Source organism: Neobacillus sp. S1227, from assembly GCF_055385255.1.
This window is the reverse complement of sequence record NZ_AP038276.1, coordinates 2,409,272-2,430,182: the sequence shown is the minus strand read 5'-3', so window position 1 is coordinate 2,430,182 and position 20,911 is coordinate 2,409,272. Positions and strand designations below refer to the sequence as shown.

20 protein-coding genes and 1 pseudogene are annotated in these 20,911 nt (G+C 41.9%); 1 reads left to right on the top strand and 20 read right to left on the bottom strand.

Annotated features, from left to right (window positions below; genetic code table 11):
* Positions 1-5: 5 nt before the first annotated feature.
* The 20 genes and pseudogenes from ACZ5AE_RS12340 to ACZ5AE_RS12245 form a co-directional block, all read right to left on the bottom strand.
* Entirely contained in the window at positions 6-1,529 is a 1,524-nt protein-coding gene (locus ACZ5AE_RS12340; protein WP_464572667.1) for an aldehyde dehydrogenase family protein, read from the bottom strand.
* 105 nt (positions 1,530-1,634) lie between these two features.
* Entirely contained in the window at positions 1,635-2,528 is an 894-nt protein-coding gene (locus ACZ5AE_RS12335) for a R2-like ligand-binding oxidase (protein ID WP_464572665.1), read from the bottom strand.
* A gap of 44 nt (positions 2,529-2,572) precedes the next feature.
* A complete protein-coding gene (locus ACZ5AE_RS12330; RefSeq protein ID WP_464572663.1) occupies positions 2,573-4,090 on the bottom strand; it encodes a class I adenylate-forming enzyme family protein in 1,518 nt (505 codons plus the stop codon).
* 261 nt (positions 4,091-4,351) lie between these two features.
* A complete protein-coding gene (locus ACZ5AE_RS12325) occupies positions 4,352-5,164 on the bottom strand; it encodes an enoyl-CoA hydratase/isomerase family protein (RefSeq protein WP_464572661.1) in 813 nt (270 codons plus the stop codon).
* On the bottom strand, positions 5,161-6,255 hold the full coding sequence (locus ACZ5AE_RS12320) for an acyl-CoA dehydrogenase family protein (RefSeq protein ID WP_464572659.1): 1,095 nt from the start codon (positions 6,253-6,255) through the stop codon (positions 5,161-5,163). The genes ACZ5AE_RS12325 and ACZ5AE_RS12320 overlap by 4 nt, the downstream gene beginning before the upstream one ends.
* Positions 6,252-7,406 (bottom strand): acyl-CoA dehydrogenase family protein, encoded by a 1,155-nt coding sequence (locus ACZ5AE_RS12315; RefSeq protein ID WP_464572657.1) that lies wholly within the window; start codon positions 7,404-7,406, stop codon positions 6,252-6,254. Before ACZ5AE_RS12315 ends, ACZ5AE_RS12320 begins: the two co-directional genes overlap by 4 nt.
* Positions 7,407-7,585: 179 nt before the next feature.
* The gene (locus ACZ5AE_RS12310) at positions 7,586-8,377 is read right to left on the bottom strand and encodes a tyrosine-protein phosphatase (RefSeq protein WP_464572655.1); all 792 of its coding nucleotides are present in this window, start codon (positions 8,375-8,377) and stop codon (positions 7,586-7,588) included.
* 29 nt (positions 8,378-8,406) lie between these two features.
* Positions 8,407-8,808: an acyl-CoA thioesterase gene (locus ACZ5AE_RS12305; RefSeq protein ID WP_464572653.1), complete on the bottom strand. Its 402-nt coding sequence runs from the start codon at positions 8,806-8,808 to the stop codon at positions 8,407-8,409.
* Between the two features lie 71 nt (positions 8,809-8,879).
* On the bottom strand, positions 8,880-9,650 hold the full coding sequence (locus tag ACZ5AE_RS12300; protein WP_464572651.1) for a 3-hydroxyacyl-CoA dehydrogenase: 771 nt from the start codon (positions 9,648-9,650) through the stop codon (positions 8,880-8,882).
* Positions 9,651-9,763: 113 nt separating this feature from the next.
* Positions 9,764-10,915 (bottom strand): thiolase family protein, encoded by a 1,152-nt coding sequence (locus ACZ5AE_RS12295; RefSeq protein ID WP_464572649.1) that lies wholly within the window; start codon positions 10,913-10,915, stop codon positions 9,764-9,766.
* Between the two features lie 176 nt (positions 10,916-11,091).
* A complete protein-coding gene (locus tag ACZ5AE_RS12290; protein ID WP_464573611.1) occupies positions 11,092-12,243 on the bottom strand; it encodes a CaiB/BaiF CoA transferase family protein in 1,152 nt (383 codons plus the stop codon).
* A gap of 265 nt (positions 12,244-12,508) precedes the next feature.
* Entirely contained in the window at positions 12,509-14,041 is a 1,533-nt protein-coding gene (locus tag ACZ5AE_RS12285; protein ID WP_464572647.1) for a class I adenylate-forming enzyme family protein, read from the bottom strand.
* Positions 14,042-14,131: 90 nt separating this feature from the next.
* A complete protein-coding gene (locus ACZ5AE_RS12280) occupies positions 14,132-15,277 on the bottom strand; it encodes an acyl-CoA dehydrogenase family protein (RefSeq protein ID WP_464572645.1) in 1,146 nt (381 codons plus the stop codon).
* A 29-nt stretch (positions 15,278-15,306) separates the two neighbouring features.
* Positions 15,307-16,095, bottom strand: a complete 789-nt coding sequence (locus tag ACZ5AE_RS12275; RefSeq protein WP_464572643.1) for a crotonase/enoyl-CoA hydratase family protein — start codon at positions 16,093-16,095, stop codon at positions 15,307-15,309.
* Positions 16,095-16,955, bottom strand: a complete 861-nt coding sequence (locus ACZ5AE_RS12270; protein ID WP_464572641.1) for a crotonase/enoyl-CoA hydratase family protein — start codon at positions 16,953-16,955, stop codon at positions 16,095-16,097. Before ACZ5AE_RS12270 ends, ACZ5AE_RS12275 begins: the two co-directional genes overlap by 1 nt.
* Positions 16,956-16,981: 26 nt before the next feature.
* A pseudogene (locus ACZ5AE_RS12265) lies at positions 16,982-17,785 on the bottom strand (acyl-CoA dehydrogenase family protein).
* On the bottom strand, positions 17,785-17,937 hold the full coding sequence (locus tag ACZ5AE_RS12260; RefSeq protein WP_464572639.1) for a hypothetical protein: 153 nt from the start codon (positions 17,935-17,937) through the stop codon (positions 17,785-17,787). The pseudogene ACZ5AE_RS12265 and the gene ACZ5AE_RS12260 overlap by 1 nt, the downstream one beginning before the upstream one ends.
* 34 nt (positions 17,938-17,971) lie before the next feature.
* The gene (locus ACZ5AE_RS12255) at positions 17,972-18,175 is read right to left on the bottom strand and encodes an acyl-CoA dehydrogenase family protein (protein WP_464573610.1); all 204 of its coding nucleotides are present in this window, start codon (positions 18,173-18,175) and stop codon (positions 17,972-17,974) included.
* Positions 18,176-18,858: 683 nt separating this feature from the next.
* Positions 18,859-19,032, bottom strand: coding sequence for a hypothetical protein (locus ACZ5AE_RS12250; RefSeq protein ID WP_464572637.1), 174 nt, complete (start codon positions 19,030-19,032; stop codon positions 18,859-18,861).
* Positions 19,033-19,178: 146 nt separating this feature from the next.
* Positions 19,179-19,964 (bottom strand): enoyl-CoA hydratase, encoded by a 786-nt coding sequence (locus ACZ5AE_RS12245; RefSeq protein WP_464572635.1) that lies wholly within the window; start codon positions 19,962-19,964, stop codon positions 19,179-19,181.
* 299 nt (positions 19,965-20,263) lie between these two features.
* Here ACZ5AE_RS12245 and ACZ5AE_RS12240 point away from each other — a divergent pair, with 299 nt between their 5' ends.
* A complete protein-coding gene (locus ACZ5AE_RS12240) occupies positions 20,264-20,854 on the top strand; it encodes a TetR/AcrR family transcriptional regulator (RefSeq protein ID WP_464572633.1) in 591 nt (196 codons plus the stop codon).
* Positions 20,855-20,911 lie beyond the last annotated feature (57 nt).

The window sequence follows — 20,911 nt, the reverse complement described above, 5'->3', positions numbered from 1 at the left end:
CTTCATTAATTTTGGCCAAACAGCAAGCCGTACCAAGGGCGTCTCTCAAGTTCAGAAACCATGGAGGTATGAACATGCTTCACCTGGGTATAGGCATCGAGGGAATGCTTGCCCATCTCCCGGCCAATGCCGCTCTGTTTGTAACCGCCAAACGGTGCATCATTACGAAGCATATGCCAATCATTAATCCAGACAACACCCGCCTGAAGCTTGCGAGCTACCTCATAAGCCTTATTCACATCACGTGTCCACACACCGGCGGCCAAACCGTAAATTGTATCATTGGCCATTTTAATAGCCTCGTCCAAATCGGAATAGCGGATAACTGCGAGTACAGGTCCGAAAATTTCCTCTTGGGCAATTTTCATTTCATTTGTGACATTGGTAAAAATAGTAGGTTCTATGAAGTTCCCCTCTTCACAGCCAGGTATCTTTACCTCCTTGCCGCCACAAGCAAGTGTTGCGCCTTCCTGTATACCAGCTTCAATATAGGAAAGGATGGTTTCCTTTTGCTTTTTCGAAATAACCGGACCCATATCTGTGGTTAGATCGAGAGGATTGCCAAGCTTAAGTTTACTCGTTAAAGCAACAAGACCGGCCACAACCTCATCATAAAGCTTGTCTGGTACAAAAAGCCGTGTCCCTGATTCACAGAATTGTCCGGAATGGAGGAATACACCAAATAAACTTCCCGGCAGCGCGATATTAAGATCAGCATCTTCTAAAATAATGTTCGGAGATTTTCCGCCAAGCTCCAAGGTTGTATTCTTAATCGTACCAGCAGCAAGTCCCATAATTCTTCGGCCCACTTCTGTTGAACCTGTAAAAGCGACCTTATCTACTTTCGGATGCGTGACAAGTGCCTCCCCAACCTCGATACCAGGTCCAGTGACAACGTTAATAACACCCGGCGGGACAACAGTTGATATGATTTCAGCGAGCTTTAGTGTCGAAAGCGGTGTATAGCTGGCAGGCTTGATCACTATTGTGTTCCCCATTGCCAATGCCGGAGCGATCTTCCAGCACCCGATTACCATCGGATAATTCCATGGCGTTATCGCGGCACATACACCAATTGGTTCTCTCCAAACAAAATTTTGAGCAGGACCTGGGAATGGCGGAACAGGCAGCGTTTCCGAAAACGGATAATCAACTAAAAATTTCGCCATCGTTTGAAACAAATCAACCATTTGCAAGATATCGCTACCACCGATGCGCCGGACTGTTCCTCCAGAACTGATGGCCTCCAAATAAGCTAATTCCTCAGCATGAGCGGCAATTTGATAAGAAATGGCATTAAGGGCATTCGCGCGTTCCTTCGGCTTCATGTTTTTCCAGTCACCTTGGTCAAATGCCTCACGTGCTGCCGCCACTGCCCGGTTAACATCCTCAACTGTCCCCTTTGCGACCTTTGCGACCAATTCACCAGTTGCTGGATTGCACACATCAAACGTTGCCTGACTACTAGCGGGCTCCCACTTACCATTAATGAAGTGGGGAAATGTTTGTACTTCAACATTTACTGCCATGACTACGAATCCTCCCTTATATAAATAATTGTTTTTTTAATCCAGCGAAGTACTTTTTCGTACCGTTTTAGAAAGAGGCTGCCCCGAGAACAGCCTCACTCCAAATTAAAGAACACCAATCTCACTTTCAGTTACTTTATAAATCTCTTCGATTTTCTTTCCCTGCGCCCTCGCTAAAACTTCCATCCGGACAGCAAGCTGCTTCATAGTGAAATTCATGACTTCGTCAGGACTAGCGCCAAAAGAACTGACTTCTTTTCCGTCAATCCCTTCTTGATTAAGTTTGATTGCCAGCGGGGCCAATTCTCCCATCTTTGTGGCTATAAATTCATAGAGATATGGATGTTCGCAAATTAACCGCTGCAGCAGGAAGGTCCCATAGCCGATATGCCGGGATTCATCCCGTTTCAAATTTCCGATGCCTTCCATAAGTCCTGGCATGATTCCGGCTGTTTCCAGAGATTGATAGAAAGAGAAATAACCCGTTTCTGCTAATACCCCCTCAACAAACATGTTGTAAACAACCGATGCCTCAGCAATAGCTTCCGGCGATTGATCTGTTACTAGACGTTCCATTGCAGTTGGCAGGATCTCATGGAAAATATGCTGGTAGGTTTCCGAATGAAAATGTGACAGGTCTCCTGTCTCTCCAATCGCATTTAACACCCTTCGAAAAAATTCTGTGTGCTTGGCTTCTTCGTATAAAAATGTGGTTAAAAACATTTCCTCTTCAAGACGCCCTTCTTTGGCAATAGCCATGATAAGCGGCAGCAAATCCAATGTTACAGCCTCTTCTCCTGCCTGGAACATGGAAATGAGCCGCAGGATGTCTTCCCTCTGCATTTCATTCATTGCTTGCCAATCTTTTTGATCTTGGCTGAAATCAATGTCTGCTGGATTCCAAGTTCCTACCCTCTTCGCCTTTTGATATAGACGGTAAGGAAAGGAATCCTCCATTAAACCTCGGCTGCTTGTTGTCAAAATTGTTCTTTTTCCCATAAAACATTCTCCTCTCATCGATTCCTTTATGTGAAAATTGTTTGTTAACGAACCACCATTTCTGCAGCCGTTTTGCGAAGATGCGTTTTCAAGATCTTCCCAACCCCATTTCTTGGCAGTGAATCTAGGAACACAATCCGCCGTGGTGTTTTATTTTTTGCTAAATGTTCTTGGCAAAAACGAATCAATTCTTCCTCCGTTAGCTCTGAATCAGCCTTTTTGACGACACAGGCAACCATCTCTTCCCCCATCCGTTCATCCGGTATGCCGACAACAGCCACTTCAGCAACTTGTTCATGACCATTTAAAATTTCTTCAACATCGCGAGGATAAAGATTAAAGCCTCCTCTGATGATTAAATCTTTCTTTCTATCAACTATATATAGGTAGCCTTCATCATCCAGCCGGGCCATATCTCCCGTATAAAGCCACCCATCTTTTAACACTTTCCGAGTTTCTTCCTCATTTTGATAGTAACCAGGGGTCACATTATCTCCGCGGACAATCAGCTCCCCTACTTCGCCGCAAGGAACCAGCAAACCATTTTCGTCGACTATTTTCACTTCAACTCCAGGAATCGGAATGCCGACAGAGCCCGGCTTTATTTCGATACCTTTGCAATGAGCTGTTACAACCGGTGCTGCCTCTGATAACCCGTATCCCTCAAAAACCTTTGCGCCAAACTTCTTCTCAAATGCGTAGAGCAGCGCTACTGGCAGCGGAGCCGACCCTGATCCTATCGATTCTAGACTGGAAGTATCGTATTGGTCTGCCTCTGGGTAGGACACCAGCGCATAAATCATTGCCGGAACACCAGAAAACGTTTTTACTTTATACTTTTCAATGGCACTAAGTACTTCATTTACATCAAATTTAGGAAAAACGACAATAGAACTTCCCGTTAAGTACAACACATTTGAAACCGTCAACCCATATACATGGGCAAACGGCAGGACACCCAGGGTGGTTCCACGCTCAGTCTCATTATGTTTTGCTGAGTTTTCGGCATTTGAATATAAATTTCTATGTGTTAATAAAACCCCTTTTGGATTTCCGGTTGTTCCCGAGGTATAAAGGATGACAGCGGTGTCCTCGGGCTGGACATCATCATAAAAATGATTTTCATCTCGTGCCATTACATCATAAATATTTTTTGCTTTTTCATTTGTCGGCTGATCTGCAACAATCACTTCGGGTTTAACAGGCAGCCCTTCTAAGGATTTTTCTACATTAGGAAGAACATAGGAGGATGTTATTACTGCTTTAGCCCCGGAATTTAGGGCAATAAAATGAAGTTCTTTCGGATGAAGCGTAAACATGACTGGAACGATGATGGCCCCCGCTCGGGTTATTCCTTGATAGGCAATGAGAACTTCCGGACAATTTGGCATACAGACCATAACGCGGTCCCCTTTTTCTACACCTAGCTTTTTCAAGCCGTTTGCCAATTGGTCGGCGTATTCCTTCGTTTGCACATTCGTAAGGGTCTTTTCTTTGAAGAATAAAAACGGATATTCACCATATTGGTTAATATTCGTTTCAAGAAGATCTTTTAATTTCACAAAATCGTCTCCTTTAACTCTCGCATCTATTAAACTATTTAGCATTCATAGGTTTTTGAAACCGCTATCATTTTAATAATCTCTTTATTAATATAAGAAAAAGACTCCCCCTTTCATACTAACTAGTTGATATTTCACTAACAATTACTATAAACAAAATATTCTAAAAATACAATAATTACCGTTTGACAATTTTCTTGTTTTTTCTTCGCACTAGAATAAAACACAGTGACAATGTATTGCCACTGTGTTTTTATAGAGTTATTTAAAATTTGGCTTTCTCTTTTCCAGAACAGCATGGACCCCTTCTTGGTAATCCTCGAGTTCTGTAACGATCCCCATTGCTGAAGAAATCATATCCAGAGATGTACGTAAATCGATGTTTAATCCCTGGTACACGGCCCTTTTTGTAAAACGCATAACGGTTTGCGGTCCACTCGCCAATTTTTGAACATAGTCTTCCACAAAATCCTGTAGTTTGTCATCTTCCACGACATACGTTACGAGCCCCATGTCTTTTGCCTCTTTGGCAGTTAGAACTTTTCTCGTCCAGAGCAAATCCAACGCTTGGTCGGTCCCGACAAACCTTGGTAAAAACCAAGCAGCACCATCCCCTGGCACAATTCCAACATTTAAATAACTTTCCGAAATTTTGGTGTTTTCAGCAGCAATGCGAATATCACAGGCCAAGGTCATATCAAAGCCTGCCCCAAAGGCAACACCATGCAGAACTGCAATCACAGGTTTATCAATTTCTTTCACCAGAAGAGGAATTCTTTGTACTCTTTTCCATAAAGAATTTTTTCTGGCTAAAGCGGTCGAGGAAAAATCTTCACTCCCATCGCTTTGAAGGAAGCCTTCTCCTCTCCCCATTGATTTGATATCCCCGCCTGAACAAAAGCCGCGTCCATTTCCTGATATTACCAGTACCCGGATGTCATCGGAATCCCGGACAGTCTCTAATGCTTTAATCCAAAGGTCAATCATTTCCGCACTAAAGGCATTTAAACTATCCGGCCGGTTTAAAATAATTCTGGCGACCCCATTTTCCACATTAAAAATTAGATCCGTCATTGGATTCCCACCTTTTTTGCATTATTCACAACACCAGTAATCACGGACCACAATTCGTTATTATCTAACTTTAATAGTTCGTTCGTAATGACTTGTTCCCAATCGGATTCTGTCCCAAATTCCTCGCGCCAAGACCAAAGTCTTCTGGTGCTGTGATGCAGGGTATGTTCATATGTAAATCCAATCGCCGCCAATACTTGATGTGCGATCGTATTGACTTTTCCTGCCGCTTCATTGATTCGGATCTTTGCATAGGCTAACTCTTTTGAAAAAGGATTCGTTCCGAAAGCATCAACAGCATATTTTGCGGCAATTCCAGCACCAGCAGTTTCGCCGGCAAGCGCTGCCAAATGATGCTGAATTGCTTGGAAACGGTGAATAGGCCGTCCAAATTGAGATCGCTCATTTGTATGGTTAATGGTTACATCAAGTACTTTTTCGATAGCCCCGGCCATAAGCACGCCTCTTGTTAATGCCCCTGCATAATACAGTTTCTTTGTTAATGCGCTGTAATCAACAGAAACGGTTTGACATTCGTCAATATAGACTTGATCAAATATCACTTCATCCCGTGCTTCTCCAGCCATGTTTTTACCGGGTTTAATCTCTGCTTTTTCAAGCGGTAGAACTATAAGGACGGTTCCGTCGGCCGATTCTCCCGCTGTAAGCAGTTTGTCTGCATTTCTTGCCCATGGAACATATTTAGCATTTCCGTTTACCACCCAGCCTTGACCGCTTTTTTGCAGCTGGAAAGGTTCCGAACTATTTTGTCCTGGGATCGTGATAATCCCATCAACGACAGATTCTCCCAAATCGCTTAATAACCAATTGGCTATATACGTTTCGGCAAGTGGAATGGGTGCAGAATATTTGCCCGCCATTTGCAAAATACTCAAGGCATCTTCCAGGTCTCCGCCGCTTCCCCCTAATTCCTCCGGCACTCCTACTCCAAGCATGCCGTAGGCCTCCAGGTTCTCCCATAATTCAGCAGCCCATTGACCTTTCTCCGCGTCATTAACCACTTCTTTGGTTGAATATTTTTCAAAAATCTTTTCTGCTGACTCCAAGATCATGTCTTTCATTTCACTCATTGGTTAATAACCCCCTTTGCCACAATTCCTCTAAGAATTTCCGTTGTCCCTCCACGAAGTGTAAAACCTGGTGATTGTAGAATTGATTGCGCCAGGAACCTTTCTAATCTGTTTTCAGAATCGGTTGACGGAATGACAGAAACTAGTAATCTTGTAATCTCTGGTATCTCTTGCTCAAATTGGGTTCCCATGTCTTTTACTAGAGAAGCAATAATATTAGAAGGCACACCTTCTTCCAACAAGCGGGCAATGCCAAGAGACATATTTCGAAGTGTCCACAGTCTTGAGATGAGTCTGCTAACTTCATTTAATCCCTTTGCGTCACCTTTTTCTATTAACACATTCGTTAGCTCATTTAGAAGAGGAAAGGTGCTCAAAATGCGCTCCGGACCACTTCTCTCATAGGCCAATTCCGCCATGCCCTGGGCCCAGCCATTTCCAAGTGTCCCAACTACCATTCCATCAGGAACAAACACATCTTCAAAAAAGACTTCATTAAAATGATGTTCACCTGTCATCAAATGAATTGGGCGAATGGTTACTCCCGGCGCATTTAGATCGACTATTAATTGGCTCATCCCGGCATGGCGGTTGTTGGGATCCATAGGAGTTGTCCGACATAAGACGATAGAGTAATGGGCATGATGGGCGCCACTTGTCCAAATCTTGCTGCCATTTAAGATCCACCCTTTATCAACCTTAACGGCCCGTGCCTGAAGCGCAGCCAAGTCAGATCCTGCATTTGGCTCGCTAAGGCCAATCGCAAAATAACATTCTCCCTTTGCTATTCTTGGCAGGAAGTATTGTTTCTGTTCTTCTGTCCCATACTTTAGTAAAAGCGGACCCGTCTGACGGTCGGCAATCCAATGTCCTGAAACTGGTGCACCTGCTGCCAGCATTTCTTCAGTAACTATATATCTCTCGACTGATGATCGTTCCCCGCCGCCATATTTTTTCGGCCATGTCATCCCAATCCAGCCGCGTGCTCCCATTTTCCGTGAAAAATCCTCTGAGAATCCGCTAAGCCAGCAATCGCATTTTGTTTCGATTGAACCGTTTTCAATTTCTTCTTTTAAAAACTGCCTAATTTCTCTTCTTAGCTCCTCCGTTTCTTTCGGAAGCTTTACTACAGGTATTTCCAGCGTTTTCATTTCGTACCCACCTTTTCGCTCTGCATTTAACAATTATGAGAAACATACTACTATTTAAAATTATACGAAAATTTGACTCTTTGGTCAATTTCAAATATACGCAAATATTTTTTCTTAAATAATAAAAAGGGATCCCTGTAAAAGATCCCCTTCTCCAAATTATTTTTTTCTAAAAACGTTTAATCCACTAAACAATAGTTTTGTATGTTCTTCCTAACCCCTTTCGATATTCCAAATTCCTCTGCAAGGTACGTTTCAAAATTCCCATAACAGCTTAAAATGGCGTTATAGGCAGCATTAAGATAGTCTTCTCTTAGTGGAAAGGCATTTATTAATTGTTCATATTCTTCCGTAGAAAAAACTTGAGATGCTTTTTCAAAAATATTTTGATGTCGTTCTGCTAATGTTATGTTTGAAAGTAAATAATCTTCTAAAACAGTTTCATAGGATACACCTAATGTCATCAATATTAACATTGCACCTACACCCGTTCGGTCACGGCCGCCCGTACAATGGTGGACTAGCGGCAAGTTTTCTTCTGGGCTTTTTAGCAGCGTCATTAATCTTTTGTAAGAAGGATTCTGTATTGGCATCTCAGCATAAATCTTTAAAAATCTTTCTACCGAGAATTGACGATAATAGTCTGCATTAAAACCATCGTCTTTCACAAACATATTTGTGGCTATGTTTTCTTCGCTAATCGCAGAAACCCGCTCAAGGATCGCATGCCCTAAAGGCGGATCTGGCTTCCGTTCCGCCTCTTTTTGTCTGCGATAATCAAACACTCGTTTTAATTGCAGGGTTTCTAATAGTCTTACATCTTCTTCGGTTAATCCTGTTAATTCTGCTGCTCGAAAAAGGATCCCCTTTTTTACTTTTCTGCCATCCGATGTGACCAGTCCGCCCATATCGCGAAAATTAACTGCTCCACTCAGAGACAGGATGCACTCCGGAATTGTTCCTTTTTTCATCACATTCACCTTTCACTTAGCCTATTGGATTATTTTGCACATTTGAAATGCCGCGCAATCTCGTGGACGACTGGGACACCTTTTCTCGTTGCCGTATTAAACATTACAAATGTCTTTGTTGATTCGGTAATAAGAATATCGTCTTGATTATAAATCTCTTGTTTTACGGTAAAACTTTTGTTGCCCACATTCGTTAAAGTTGTCGTAACACTCAGAGTATCTCCTAATCTAGCTTCCTTATGGTAAGAGACATCAAATTTGAGGACGACCGTACCAAGGTCTTGCTTTCTTAACTCTTTAAAACTTACTCCAGCCTGTTTGTACCATTCTCCGATCCCTTTTTCTAAAAAGAGAATATATTTCAGGTAATTGACATGGCCAAGCTGGTCGATATCCTCTGGTGTGACAATAATTGTTGTAAACGTCTGCATTTGTTTCCCTCTCTCTTCAAATCATTGTAAAAAAGAACCTCCAGTCTTTACATGGGAGGTTCTTTTGGCTATTACTTCGGCTGCATCCGAATCGCGCCGTCGAGGCGGATAGTTTCCCCGTTTAAATATGAATTTTCTATGATGCATTTTGCTAAATGAGCATATTCGGATGAGTGCCCTAAACGCTGCGGATACGGAACCATTGCCCCCAATGCCAGGCGGACCTTTTCTGGAGCTGCTGCAAGTAATGGCGTATCCATAAGCCCTGGAGCAATCGTCAAGACCCTGATGCCATGTCTTGAAAGATCTCTGGCAATTGGCAGGGTCATGCCGACAATACCGCCTTTTGAGGCGCTATAAGCTGCTTGGCCCATTTGACCATCAAAGGCAGCTACTGAAGCAGTATTAATGATTACGCCCCTTTCTCCTTCTTCGTTTGGAGCATTCTGTGTCATTTTTTCTGCAGCTAAACGAAGTACGTTAAATGTTCCAATTAAATTGACTTGTATGACTCTAGTAAAAACGCCAAGATCATGCGGCTTTTCTTTGCCGACGGTTTTTTCGGCCGCACCAATCCCTGCACAGTTTACAGCAACATGAATGGCTCCAAACTTTTCAATGGTCTGGTTAATAGCATTGACCACATCGTCCTCACTAGTTACATTTGTTTTAACGAAAAGAACACGGTCTGAACCTAATCTTTCTACTATAGCGGCTCCTCTTTCTTCCTGCAAATCAAAGATGGCTGCATATCCACCGTTTTCAACAATCGTTTCGACGGTGGCTTCTCCTAGACCGGACGCGCCTCCTGTTACAACTGCCACACTGCCGTTAATTTTCATTTAGCATGCTCCTCTTCTATTAAAATCGAAATTTTTAAAAATATGTTTATTACCCTGAGGATAGCTCATTCTGTGTGGTATGAGCATCCTCCAGGGAATTTTATTGATTTCGACTAGCTAATTCTTTCAATAATCGTGGCATTCGCCATTCCGCCGCCTTCACAAATTGCCTGTAAGCCATAGCGGCCGCCGCTTCTTTCCAGTTCATGCAGCATGGTAATCATTAGGCGGGCACCAGATCCGCCCAGCGGGTGTCCCAAAGCAATGGCTCCACCATTTGGATTTAATTTAGCTGGATCCGCTTTCAGCTCATCCATCCAGAGCATTGGTACAGGGGCAAATGCCTCATTTACTTCATAGGTATCCATATCTTCAATTGAAAGGCCAGCTTTTTCTAGCACTTTTTTCGAAGCAATGGATGGACCTGTCAACATTAAAGTCGGATCAGAGCCTACAACAGAACGTGCAACGATGCGGAACCTCGGTTTTAGACCTAATTCCTCTGCTTTTTCCCTCGACATTAATAGAATTGCTGCGGCCCCATCACTCATTTGGCTGGAATTACCCGCATGAATTCTTCCGTCCTGTGTAAAAGCAGGCCTAAGCGTAGCCAGCTTTTCTAATGATGTATCCTTTCTTGGGCCTTCATCCTGAGTCACCACTACAGTTGACCCATCCTCAAGCTTTACTTCAATCGGCATAATTTCCCGATCAAACCTGCCTTCCTCCTGCGCCTTAATAGCCTTGCGATGGCTTGCTAGCGAGAACTCATCGAGGCGCTCGCGACTATAGCCCCATTTTTCAGCAATCCGCTCAGCAGATAAACCTTGATGAATCATTTCATATTTAGATGTTAATTCTTCACTCCAGTCCGATTCCCGGCGGGATGCTCCCATAGGAATTCTCGTCATGCTTTCCACTCCGCCGGCAATGACAACATCCATGTCCCCGCTCAAAATAGCTTGTGCAGCAAAGTGGATCGCCTGTTGGCTGGAGCCGCACTGGCGGTCAATCGTTGTTCCTGGAACGTGAATCGGAAAATCAGCCATTAATGCTGCGCTGCGGGCAATATTTAGCCCCTGCTCTTCCACTTGCATTACGCAGCCTAAAATAACGTCTTCAACAATCCCAGCCGAGATACCTGCGCGGTTCACCAATTCCCTCAGAACTTTTGCAGCCAATTCATCAGGACGGACTGAGCTAAATACGCCCTTTCTTTTTCCTACAGGGGTACGTACAGCTTCAACAATAACAACTTCTCTCATTCTTTATTCCTCCTAAATATTAATAGCATACTAAACATAGAATGAACTATATTTCTTATATGAATAAAATCGATAGAGTTCTTTACCTCATCTGTTTTTGGGCAAACAAATCCTTAATCGATAATATTTCGTAAGCGCTTTTATTTTACGAATCTCTGCACAAAGTACTTTAATTATTATTCTTTGGATGGTTTAAATAGTACTCCTAATTCTTGTAAAATCTCTTCGTTATGTTCTCCGTGACCCGGCGCTTGGCGAACTGTTTTAGCCTGTGTTCTTGATAGCTTAATAGGATTTGCTACTTGTCTCATAGTGCCATGTTGAGGGTGGATAACCTCTTCTATCATTCCCCGGTGCTTGATTTGCGGGTCATGAACCATTTCTTCCATCGTTAAGACCGGGGCAACACAGGCATCGACACCATCGAAGAGATTAAGCCACTCATTTAATGTTTTTGTTCCGATTACGGCTTGAATTTCATGTTTCATCGAGGTTTGCAGATCGGCTGAGGCATTTAACTGACTAATTAGATCTTCCTTACCAATTACTTGACAGAAGTTTTTCCAAAACTTAAATTCTAAAGCTCCAACAGATATATAGCGGTTATCTTTCGTTTCATATGTCTCGTAACAGGCGAGGCGGCCGTTTAAGACAAGATCTCCGCGTTTTGGAAGTTCCCCAGTGGCTAAAAATGCTGGCAAAAACGTTTGCATCCAGGAAACCGCTCCATCCAACATGGAAATATCAATAAATTGTCCTTTCCCTGATTTTTTCGCATCAATGATCGAAACGAGAATGCCGATAACCGCCATTAAGGAACCGCCGCCAATATCCCCTATTTGAACGGAGGAGCTTATCGGTTTTCTACCTTTTTCTCCTTGCAGTTCCAATAATCCTGAATAGCTTAAAAAGTTAATATCATGACCCGGAATATCCTTGTATGGCCCGGTTTGGCCGTAGCTTGTAATCGCACAATAAATCAACTTGGGATTATGTTTTTTCAGTTCTTCATACCCAAGTCCGAGACGGTTCATTACACCCGGTCTAAAGGATTCCACCAGAACATCTGCTGTTTTCACCAATTCAATAAATATTTGTTTATTTTCTTCTTGTTTTAAATCAAGGCTCACGCTCCGCTTATTCCGGTTCAAAGAATGAAACATCGCGCTTGCTTCACCAATTTTGGGATCTCCCCATCGCGTATAATCACCTAACTTTGGGTCTTCAATTTTAATCACATCTGCCCCAAAGTCAGCCAGCATCAACGAGCAATACGGTCCCGGCAAAAGACGCGTCAAATCAAGGACACGAATACCCTCCAAAGGCATGGTCAACAGCACCCACTCCCTCCCAAAAAGATACAGCAAAAAGTAAATTATCTATTTTTAATAATACCAATTTTCACACTATTAAACAATTAATTTATTTTTAAACAAAAATTCAATAATGTGTGCGAAACCACAACAAGACATTTTGCGTTTTGTCAGTTTGGTGTAGTGTCTTGGGGAAAATATTCTAATTCATACACAAAAAACCATTTAGTCAATGCTTTTGCCTTTCGGGTTTCAGTCTTATTAAACTTCACTATTGTTTCTAATTCACCGTCGTAGTAGTTTTATATTTTTCTCTTAATTGATATTTCAAGACTTTCCCTGAGGTGTTTCGTGGAAGTTGGTTAATTTGATAGATGACTCTTGGAATTTTATAACCTGCGAGTTCTTCCCGGCAGTATTGCTGTAATTCATCTTGATTAATTTGTTTTCCTTCTTTCGGAACGATAACCGCTGCTACCGTTTCCCCCCATACTTCATGCGGAACACCAATAACTGCTGCTTCTAAAATATCAGGATGTTTGTAAAGGACATGTTCAACCTCAGTAGAGTAGACATTTTCGCCGCCGGAAATAATCATATCTTTTTTCCTGTCGACTAGGATAATGTAGCCATCTTCGTCTATTTTTGCAAGGTCACCTGTATATAGCCAGCCATTCCTAAGAACCTTTGCTGTTTCTTCAGGTTTTTTATAATAACCCTTCATAACGTTTTCACATTTAATAATAAACTCACCAACTTCACCAGGCTTTATATCCTCACCGTTTTCATCTACCACTTTTGCATCAGTACCGTAAGAAGCCCTTCCAGAAGCGCCAAACTTTGTTTTGTGTTCTTCTGGCAATAGATATACTCCTCCAGGTCCACCCTCCGTTTGACCGCACATATTATAAAATTGATCCGTCTGAAACATTTCCATTGCCTGTTTCAATAGGGCTGTTGGCATTGGGGCTGCCCCATATCCGCACCGTTTCACACTGGATAAATCAAATTGCTCCCTATTCGGAACCTGCAGCAAAAAGTTATACATAGTAGGAACTCCAAAGAATAGGCTGATTTTGTATTGATCAATATCCTTTAAGGTCTGTACAGGATTAAATTCCTGGCGGACAATTTGTGTACAGCCAAGGATTGAACCTGGGACAAGGAATAAATTCAATTGTGCGCAATGGAATAACGGGGCAAGATGAAGTAGTTGATCCTCCGGCCCCATTTTAAATGTAATGATGATTCCTAGTGCTACGTGGATAACGCGGTGATGATCCAGGACCACTCCTTTTGGCAGTCCGGTTGTTCCAGAAGTATACATGATCTCTGCATCATCTGATTCCAAAACTTCCCGTTCAGGATTATCTGCAACCGAGCTTTGGAACGTGGATAAAAGGATTTGGTTCTCTCTTTTGTTCGAACCCGCTATAACCTGAAGCTGAATCTTGTTGTTCCCTTCAGAAGCTTTAAGGACAACCTCTGCCAAATCCTCATCAGCAAAAACAATCATCGAATCCGAATCGTCTAAAATATAACTGACTTCTTTGGCAGTTAAGCGAAAATTAACAGGAACTGCAACCGCTCCTGCTTTTAAAATTCCATAATAAATAAAACAGAATAAATCGGAGTTTTTCATCATCAAGGCAACCTTATCGCCTCTTTTCACCCCATAGCTAATGAGAGCATTGGCAATCCGATTCACCTGTTCATTATATTCCTTATACGTATAAATACTTTCATTAAAAATGATTGCAGTTTTGTCTGGCTGATATCTGGCATTTCGCTCAAGTGCCTCAAAAAGATTCACTTCATATTCCTCCCATATTCAAATACATAAATAAAAAAGAAGAAAAAGGGGTGATGACTTTTTTTCACAATCACCCCACCAATATCAGCCCTATAGACCCAAGTTTTTAGCAATAATTGTTTTCATAATCTCGTTGGTACCAGCGTATATCGAACCTACTGCCACATCCCGGTATCTTCTAGCAATCTCGTATTCTTCCATATAGCCATAGCCGCCGTGCAGCTGCATGCAATCGTTGGCAACACTCTTGGCAAGGTCTGTCAGCCACCATTTCGCCATCGAGACTTCATTGACCACATTCTTTTTCTCCATATGATCGGTGATCAACTGGTCGACAAAAGTTTCGCCAATTTTGATTTTTGTGGCCATTTCGGCAATCTTAAACTGGGTATTTTGGAATTTGCTGATTGGTTTTCCAAATGCAGTCCGCTGCTTGACATACTCAATAGTCATCTCCAGCATATGTTTGCTGGCAGTAATACTGCCAATTGCCAGCATCAAACGTTCCTGCTGCAGCTTCTGCATCAGATAATAAAAACCTTTTCCTTCCTCACCAATTAAATTTTCCCTAGGCACGACCGCATCCTCAAAAATGAGTTCAGAGGTATCATTGGAATGCTGCCCCAATTTACGGAGCTTTTTGCCTTTTCGAAATCCAGGTGTTCCCTCTTCCACCACAATTAAGCTAATTCCTTTATGCTTCGGTACTGCATTTGGGTCTGTTACACATACAACGATAACGAAGTTAGCTGAATACCCATTGGTAATAAAGGTTTTTTCACCATTGATAATATAATTATCCCCATTTTTTATAGCCGTTGTTTTTACACCAGCCAAATCAGAGCCAGTCCCCGGTTCGGTCATTGCAATTGCCGAAATCATATCCCCGCTAACCGCTTTAGGCAGCCATCTTTGCTTTTGTTCTTCAGAAGCAAATTCGGCAATATAAGGGATAACGATATCATTATGAAGTCCGATTCCTCCTGCTCCCGCGCCAACCTTATCAAGTTCTTCGGTAATGACAACGGAATAGCCAAAGTCAGCGCCCGACCCTCCATACTTTTCATCTACCCATGGACAGAGGAAACCTTGTTCTCCTGCTTTTTTCCAAAATGACTTAGGTACCTGCTTGGATTCTTCCCATTCTTCAAAAAAAGGATATGCTTCCTTCTCCAAAAATTTTCTGAACGACCTTCTAAAAATTTCATGCTCCTCTGATAGATATGTTTTTGCCATTACAATGCCCCCCATTTATTAAAGTAAATTTATTGTCCCGACCAATTTGGCCTTCGTTTTTCGGCAAAGGCCCGCGGACCTTCTTTCGCATCATTACTTGCAAAAACTTGACTTGTATATTCATTATTGATGGACCATCCTTCAGGTGGAAACATCATGGAAGTATCCAATCCACGGTAAACAATCTCTTTACTTGCTTTAACTGCCAAAGGAGCATTGCAAATGATCTCTTCCGCAAGCTGAATCGCGGTATTGAGGACTTGATCATCCGGTACGACTTCGTTCACCAGCCCCCATTGTTTTGCTTCTACCGCTGAAATAGGATTTCCGGTAAGAATGACTCGCATTGCCACCTTTAGAGGAATTTGTCTTGGCAGGCGCAATAGCCCTCCTCCCCCGGCGATAAGACCCCTTTTTACTTCTGGCAGCCCGAATGATGCATTTTCAGAGGCGACAATTAAATCGCAGGCTAAGGCAATCTCTGTACCGCCGCCCAGGGCAAATCCGTTCACCGCAGCAATAACCGGCTTTGAGACATGATGTCTTACAATCCCGGCAAATCCCCATTCTTTCATTTCGTCTGTTGTTGAAAATCCCCCACCCCCTATTTCCTTTAAATCAGCCCCTGCTGAAAAGGCGCGTTCGCCGGCCCCGGTCAGAATGGCCACCCAAAGGTCTGGGTCTTCATTAAACTCCTTTAAAGCAGTTCCTGTTTCCAGCCATAGACGGCTGTTAACAGCATTCATGGCTTCCGGCCGGTTAAATGTAATCACAGCAATTCGGCCAATTCTTTCTACTATAATAGCCTGATAGTCCATTATGATTCTCCTTCATTATTCGTTTTCCACCACGGATAAAAGCTCGGCAGATCAGTACTCACCTTCATTGGAAAGTTTGGTTTTCTTTTTTCAAAAAATGCGGTAATCCCTTCTTTTACATCGGCTTGCTGACCTGTCCAATGAATCATTTTGGATTCAACTTTATGTGATTCGAAGGGATGGCTTGCACCAAGCATTTTCCACATTAGCTGCCGTGACAAGGCGACAGAAATGGCAGATGTATTTTCGGCAATTTCTTTGGCAATCGCTTTAGCAGCCGGTATTAGTTCTTCAGGGGAAACCACCTGACTAACTAAACCAATTTTTAATGCTTCCCCTGCCGGAATAATCTTCCCTGTATAAACGAGCTCAGCTGCTTTACTGATGCCTACTACTCTAGGTAAAAACCAGCCGCTGCATGCTTCTGGAGTAATGCCGCGTCTGCTAAAAACAAAACCCATTCTTGCGTTCGAGGAGGCAATCCGAATATCCATAGGAAGAGTCATGGTCGCCCCCACCCCGACTGCAGGGCCATTGATGGCAGCGATAATTGGTTTTTTCAATTCATAGATTCGTAAACTTAACAATCCTCCGCCATCTCGGTATTCCTCGATGGAAGCCTCCTTATTTTCAAATGTGCTAATGCCGCTTCCTAAGTCCGCACCTGCACAAAATGCCTTCCCATCTCCGGTGATTATGATGGCTCTTACATCATCATTGGCATCCGCTTCATCAAACACTTGAATAAGTTCGTTAAGCATTTGATGATTAAAAGCATTTAAATTCTCCCTGCTAAGAGTAATTGTCATGATTTTGTCTTTGACTGCTGTTTTTAACGTTTCATACTGAATTGTTTGCATTCTAATCACCTCAATATTTTTTCTGTTTAAATAACCATTCCTCGGCGAACCCTCTTATATATAGCCGTGTCCCAGCTTTCCTCTTGTTGGTACTTTCGTAAAATGCGACGGGCGATGGTAGCAGTATGAACCTCATCAGGTCCTTCATAGATACGTGCGTATCTGGCTTCCCGGTATATTTTCTCTAATGGAGTATCAGCGGTAACACCTCAAGCGCCGTGGACCTGAATCGCGCGGTCAATCACGTCATGAAGGACCTTTGCTCCATAAACCTTTATCATCGCGATATCAATTCGGGCCTCTTCCCCCCTGACAATTTTTCTTGCCGCTTCAAGGGTCATCAGGCGTGCCGCTTGAATCTCTGTTGCCGAATCGGCAATAAATTTTTGAATCATTTGTTTATCTGATAAAAGAGAGCCATGGGTGTATCGGTTTAAAGCCCGCTGACACATCAAATCAAAGGCTCGTTGGGCTTGGCCCAGCCACCTCATGCAATGGTAGGTTCGGCCGGGACCTAGTCTTTTTTGAGCAATGGCAAATCCATCTCTCCTCGCACCTAATAAATTTTCTTTTGGAACCCTGACATTCGTTAAGCGAATTTCACAGTGGCCGCCTGAGGTATGCCCCATTGTCGGCACGATTCTAACGATCTCAAAACCTGATGTATTCGTCGGAACAATAATCATCGATGCTCTTTTATGACGATTTGGCTCATTAGGTTCAGTCACACAAAAAATAGTGGTAAATGTAGCACGGTTGGCTCCCGTTGTGAACCATTTATGTGCGTTAATAACCCATTCATCCCCGTCCAAGTATGCTGCAGATTGTATTAATTCGGATCGGACCCAGCTGCATTAGGCTCCGTCAATCCTACAGATGGATTGATTTCCCCATTCACCATTGAGTATAACCATCTTTTCTTCTGCCCCTCTGTTCCGAACAGATATAACATCGTCCCGTCCTGAGCAGTATGGGTTCCCAAAGCGAACAGGGCAGCTTCGGAACGGCCAATTACCTCATTTATTTATATAGACGTAGTCCATAAATTTCATTCCGCCGCCGCCAATCTCTTTGGGAAGGCCTAAAGCCCATATCCCCTCTTCCTTTGCTTGGGCTTGTAATTCTTTAAGGATCCTCCTGCCTTCTTGCTCGCCTTTTTCAATGACGTTTTCTACCGGAATGACTTTTTGATCGATAAACCGTCTCATTTTGGTTCGAATTTCAATTACAAACGGACTAATAGCGTATTAATGAGAGTTTTATTTTTTCTGCCAACAACACCCCACCTTTCACCAATTACCGCAAAATTTCTACATTCATTTCTTAAGAGTATTATCCAATGCCCAATCCGTTAAATTCTTAACGAAGATATTAAGCCTGCAAATCTTTCATCCAGGTTTTACCCTGCCGCAACATTTGCATACTTGTTGTGGTCAATGTCCTTCACTCCTCTTTAGTAAAAATTAATAACAACTGTTTTGAAAGCCTTTTCATTTGTTGTTCTAATTTTTATCGGAGTCTATCTCTGAAGCCGATAATAATTTTGATACTTGATTTGTTATACATGTGGTGTGGTACAGAAAACTAGTATTTAAAATATGTAGGTAAATTTAGAGTAAGGAGAGAATGTAGAATGAACAGTAGGTTTCATTTTCTTGAAAGGGTTTCCCGCTGCAAGTATATGAAGCGAGAATAGATATAGATGACATTAATTTATCTATCAATTAACATTACTAAGTTGTCAAAAAATTAAAACAATTCATCAATATTATATATCCTTTTTTTACCTTTGTCTACTTGAAAGTCAAAAATTGAATTATTATTGAATACTACTAAACTTCTTTTAAGCCATATAATGTAAGGTCTTCAAGAGTAAAGATAAAATTACCTGCACCATTATTAATTAGCGCATAAAACTACCAAATCCTTCTTTTACAACTTCCACCATTGCTTGGACGTTTTCTGGAATTCCTGCATCCCTAAAAAAAGGCAAGCAACCGAAGAATCTGGTAAACTTACCTTTTGCAAAACACCATATTCTAATTTGATTATGACAACAAAATTTTGGCAATGACATTTATCGCCCTGCCCAATTCAACAGCAATTTTTTCACGATGCTATTCAAGTGATCCGGGATCAAACTCTAAGCAACCGTCCCGCTCTAGAAATAGGTGACTATCAAACTCCCAGGTAAAACCCGTTGATAAAAATCTTTTATATTATTTATTGATGCTTGAAGGATGGCGGCCGTTTTTCAATAAATGCCTGGACTCCTTCCCGAACATCCTCGGTGCCGAATACTTCAGCAAAGAGTTCTGCCTCCAACTCCAACCCTTCATCAAGGGAAGTATCGATTCCGTCATTTACAGCTTTCTTTATTCTGCTTAAGGCCTGCAAGGAATAACTGGCCATCTTTTTTGCCATCGAGATGGCTGTCTCCATCCCTTTGCCGCTTTCAACAACTTGATTGATCAATCCAACTTTAAGTGCTTCCTCCGCTGACAAAGGTTCACCCAAAAACATTAATTCTTTTGCTTTGGAAGGTCCTATTAATCTAGGTAAACGCTGTGTTCCGCCGCCTCCCGGGAAAAGCCCTAATTTGACCTCAGGCAGCCCGATTTTTACATGCTCCTCTGCAATCTGAATATCACAGGTTAATGCCAATTCACAGCCCCCGCCAAAAGCCAGTCCATTTAGCAGAGCAATCGTTGGTTTAGGGATTCGCTCAATAAAGTTCAATACCTCATGCGATTCTAAATTGTTTTTCTTTAATTGCTCTTTTTCCAACCCAAGTGATTGGGGGAATTCCTTGATATCTGCACCTGCCATAAATGCCCTGCTTCCCGTACCTGTTAAAATAGCAGCAATCACTTCGGAATCCTCCGCAATCGCGGTGAAAACTTCACCCAACTCTCTTATTACCTGTTTGCTTAAAACATTCATCGGTGGATTATCAATGGTGACGATGGCAAGCCCTGCTAACTTTTCAATATGCACTAATTCTGCCAATACAAAAACCTCCCTATTCGTTTATTAATTCAAGCATTTGACAGCGTTTTCATTTATACAAATAATAGCAATTTTTAAATTAATTTACAATTCATTTATTTTTTAAATTTTAGTTCATTTTTTTCGCGAATGATGCTTCTTTTCTATATATCATTCATTTCGAAGTTTTAGTATAATAATTTAATAGGTTGATTTTTTAGAATAATTAATATACTATTTAAACTAACAGTAAAAAAATAAACTACAATTTAAATAAATAATTTCATAAAACATAATTAAAAGGGGTGGGTGTGAGTCAAATGTCTTCATTTAGGGAACAAAAAATAGCGAAGAAAAAAAAAGAAATCCTGCGTTCTGCTGCAGCCGTCCTTGCTGAAAAAGGATACCATGGAACCACTATGGAGGAAATAGCCGCCCAGCTATTAATGACTAAGGGCTCCATGTATTACTATTTTAAGAACAAGGATGATATTTTATATCACTGCCATCAGATGATCATGGAACTATGTCTTGAAAAAATCGAGGAAGTCGTAAACAGTGATTTAAACCCAACTGAGAAGCTTGAAAGTGCCATCAAAGCCCACATCCTGCTTTCCATAAAAGAAAAATCAATGTTTATGATTATGGATAAGCCATATCAAAAATTTACTGATGATCAGTTGAACGAAGTACTTGATGCGAGAAGAACCTATTCTCATTATTTTGACAAAATTTTAAAAGAGGGTATTGAAAAGCAAGTATTTAATATTGATGATTTAAAAATGGTTCGGATGATTATTCTTAGTGCCATAAACTATATTCAACAATGGTACAACCATGATGGCCCGCAAACAGGCGAAGAAATTGCAGAATCCTATGCTGCAAATCTTCTAAAAATGGTTGTTAAGTAGTATTAAATTTCTGACGCCCTCCCTTTGTAAAAAAGGAGGGCGTTTTCGTTCCGGCCA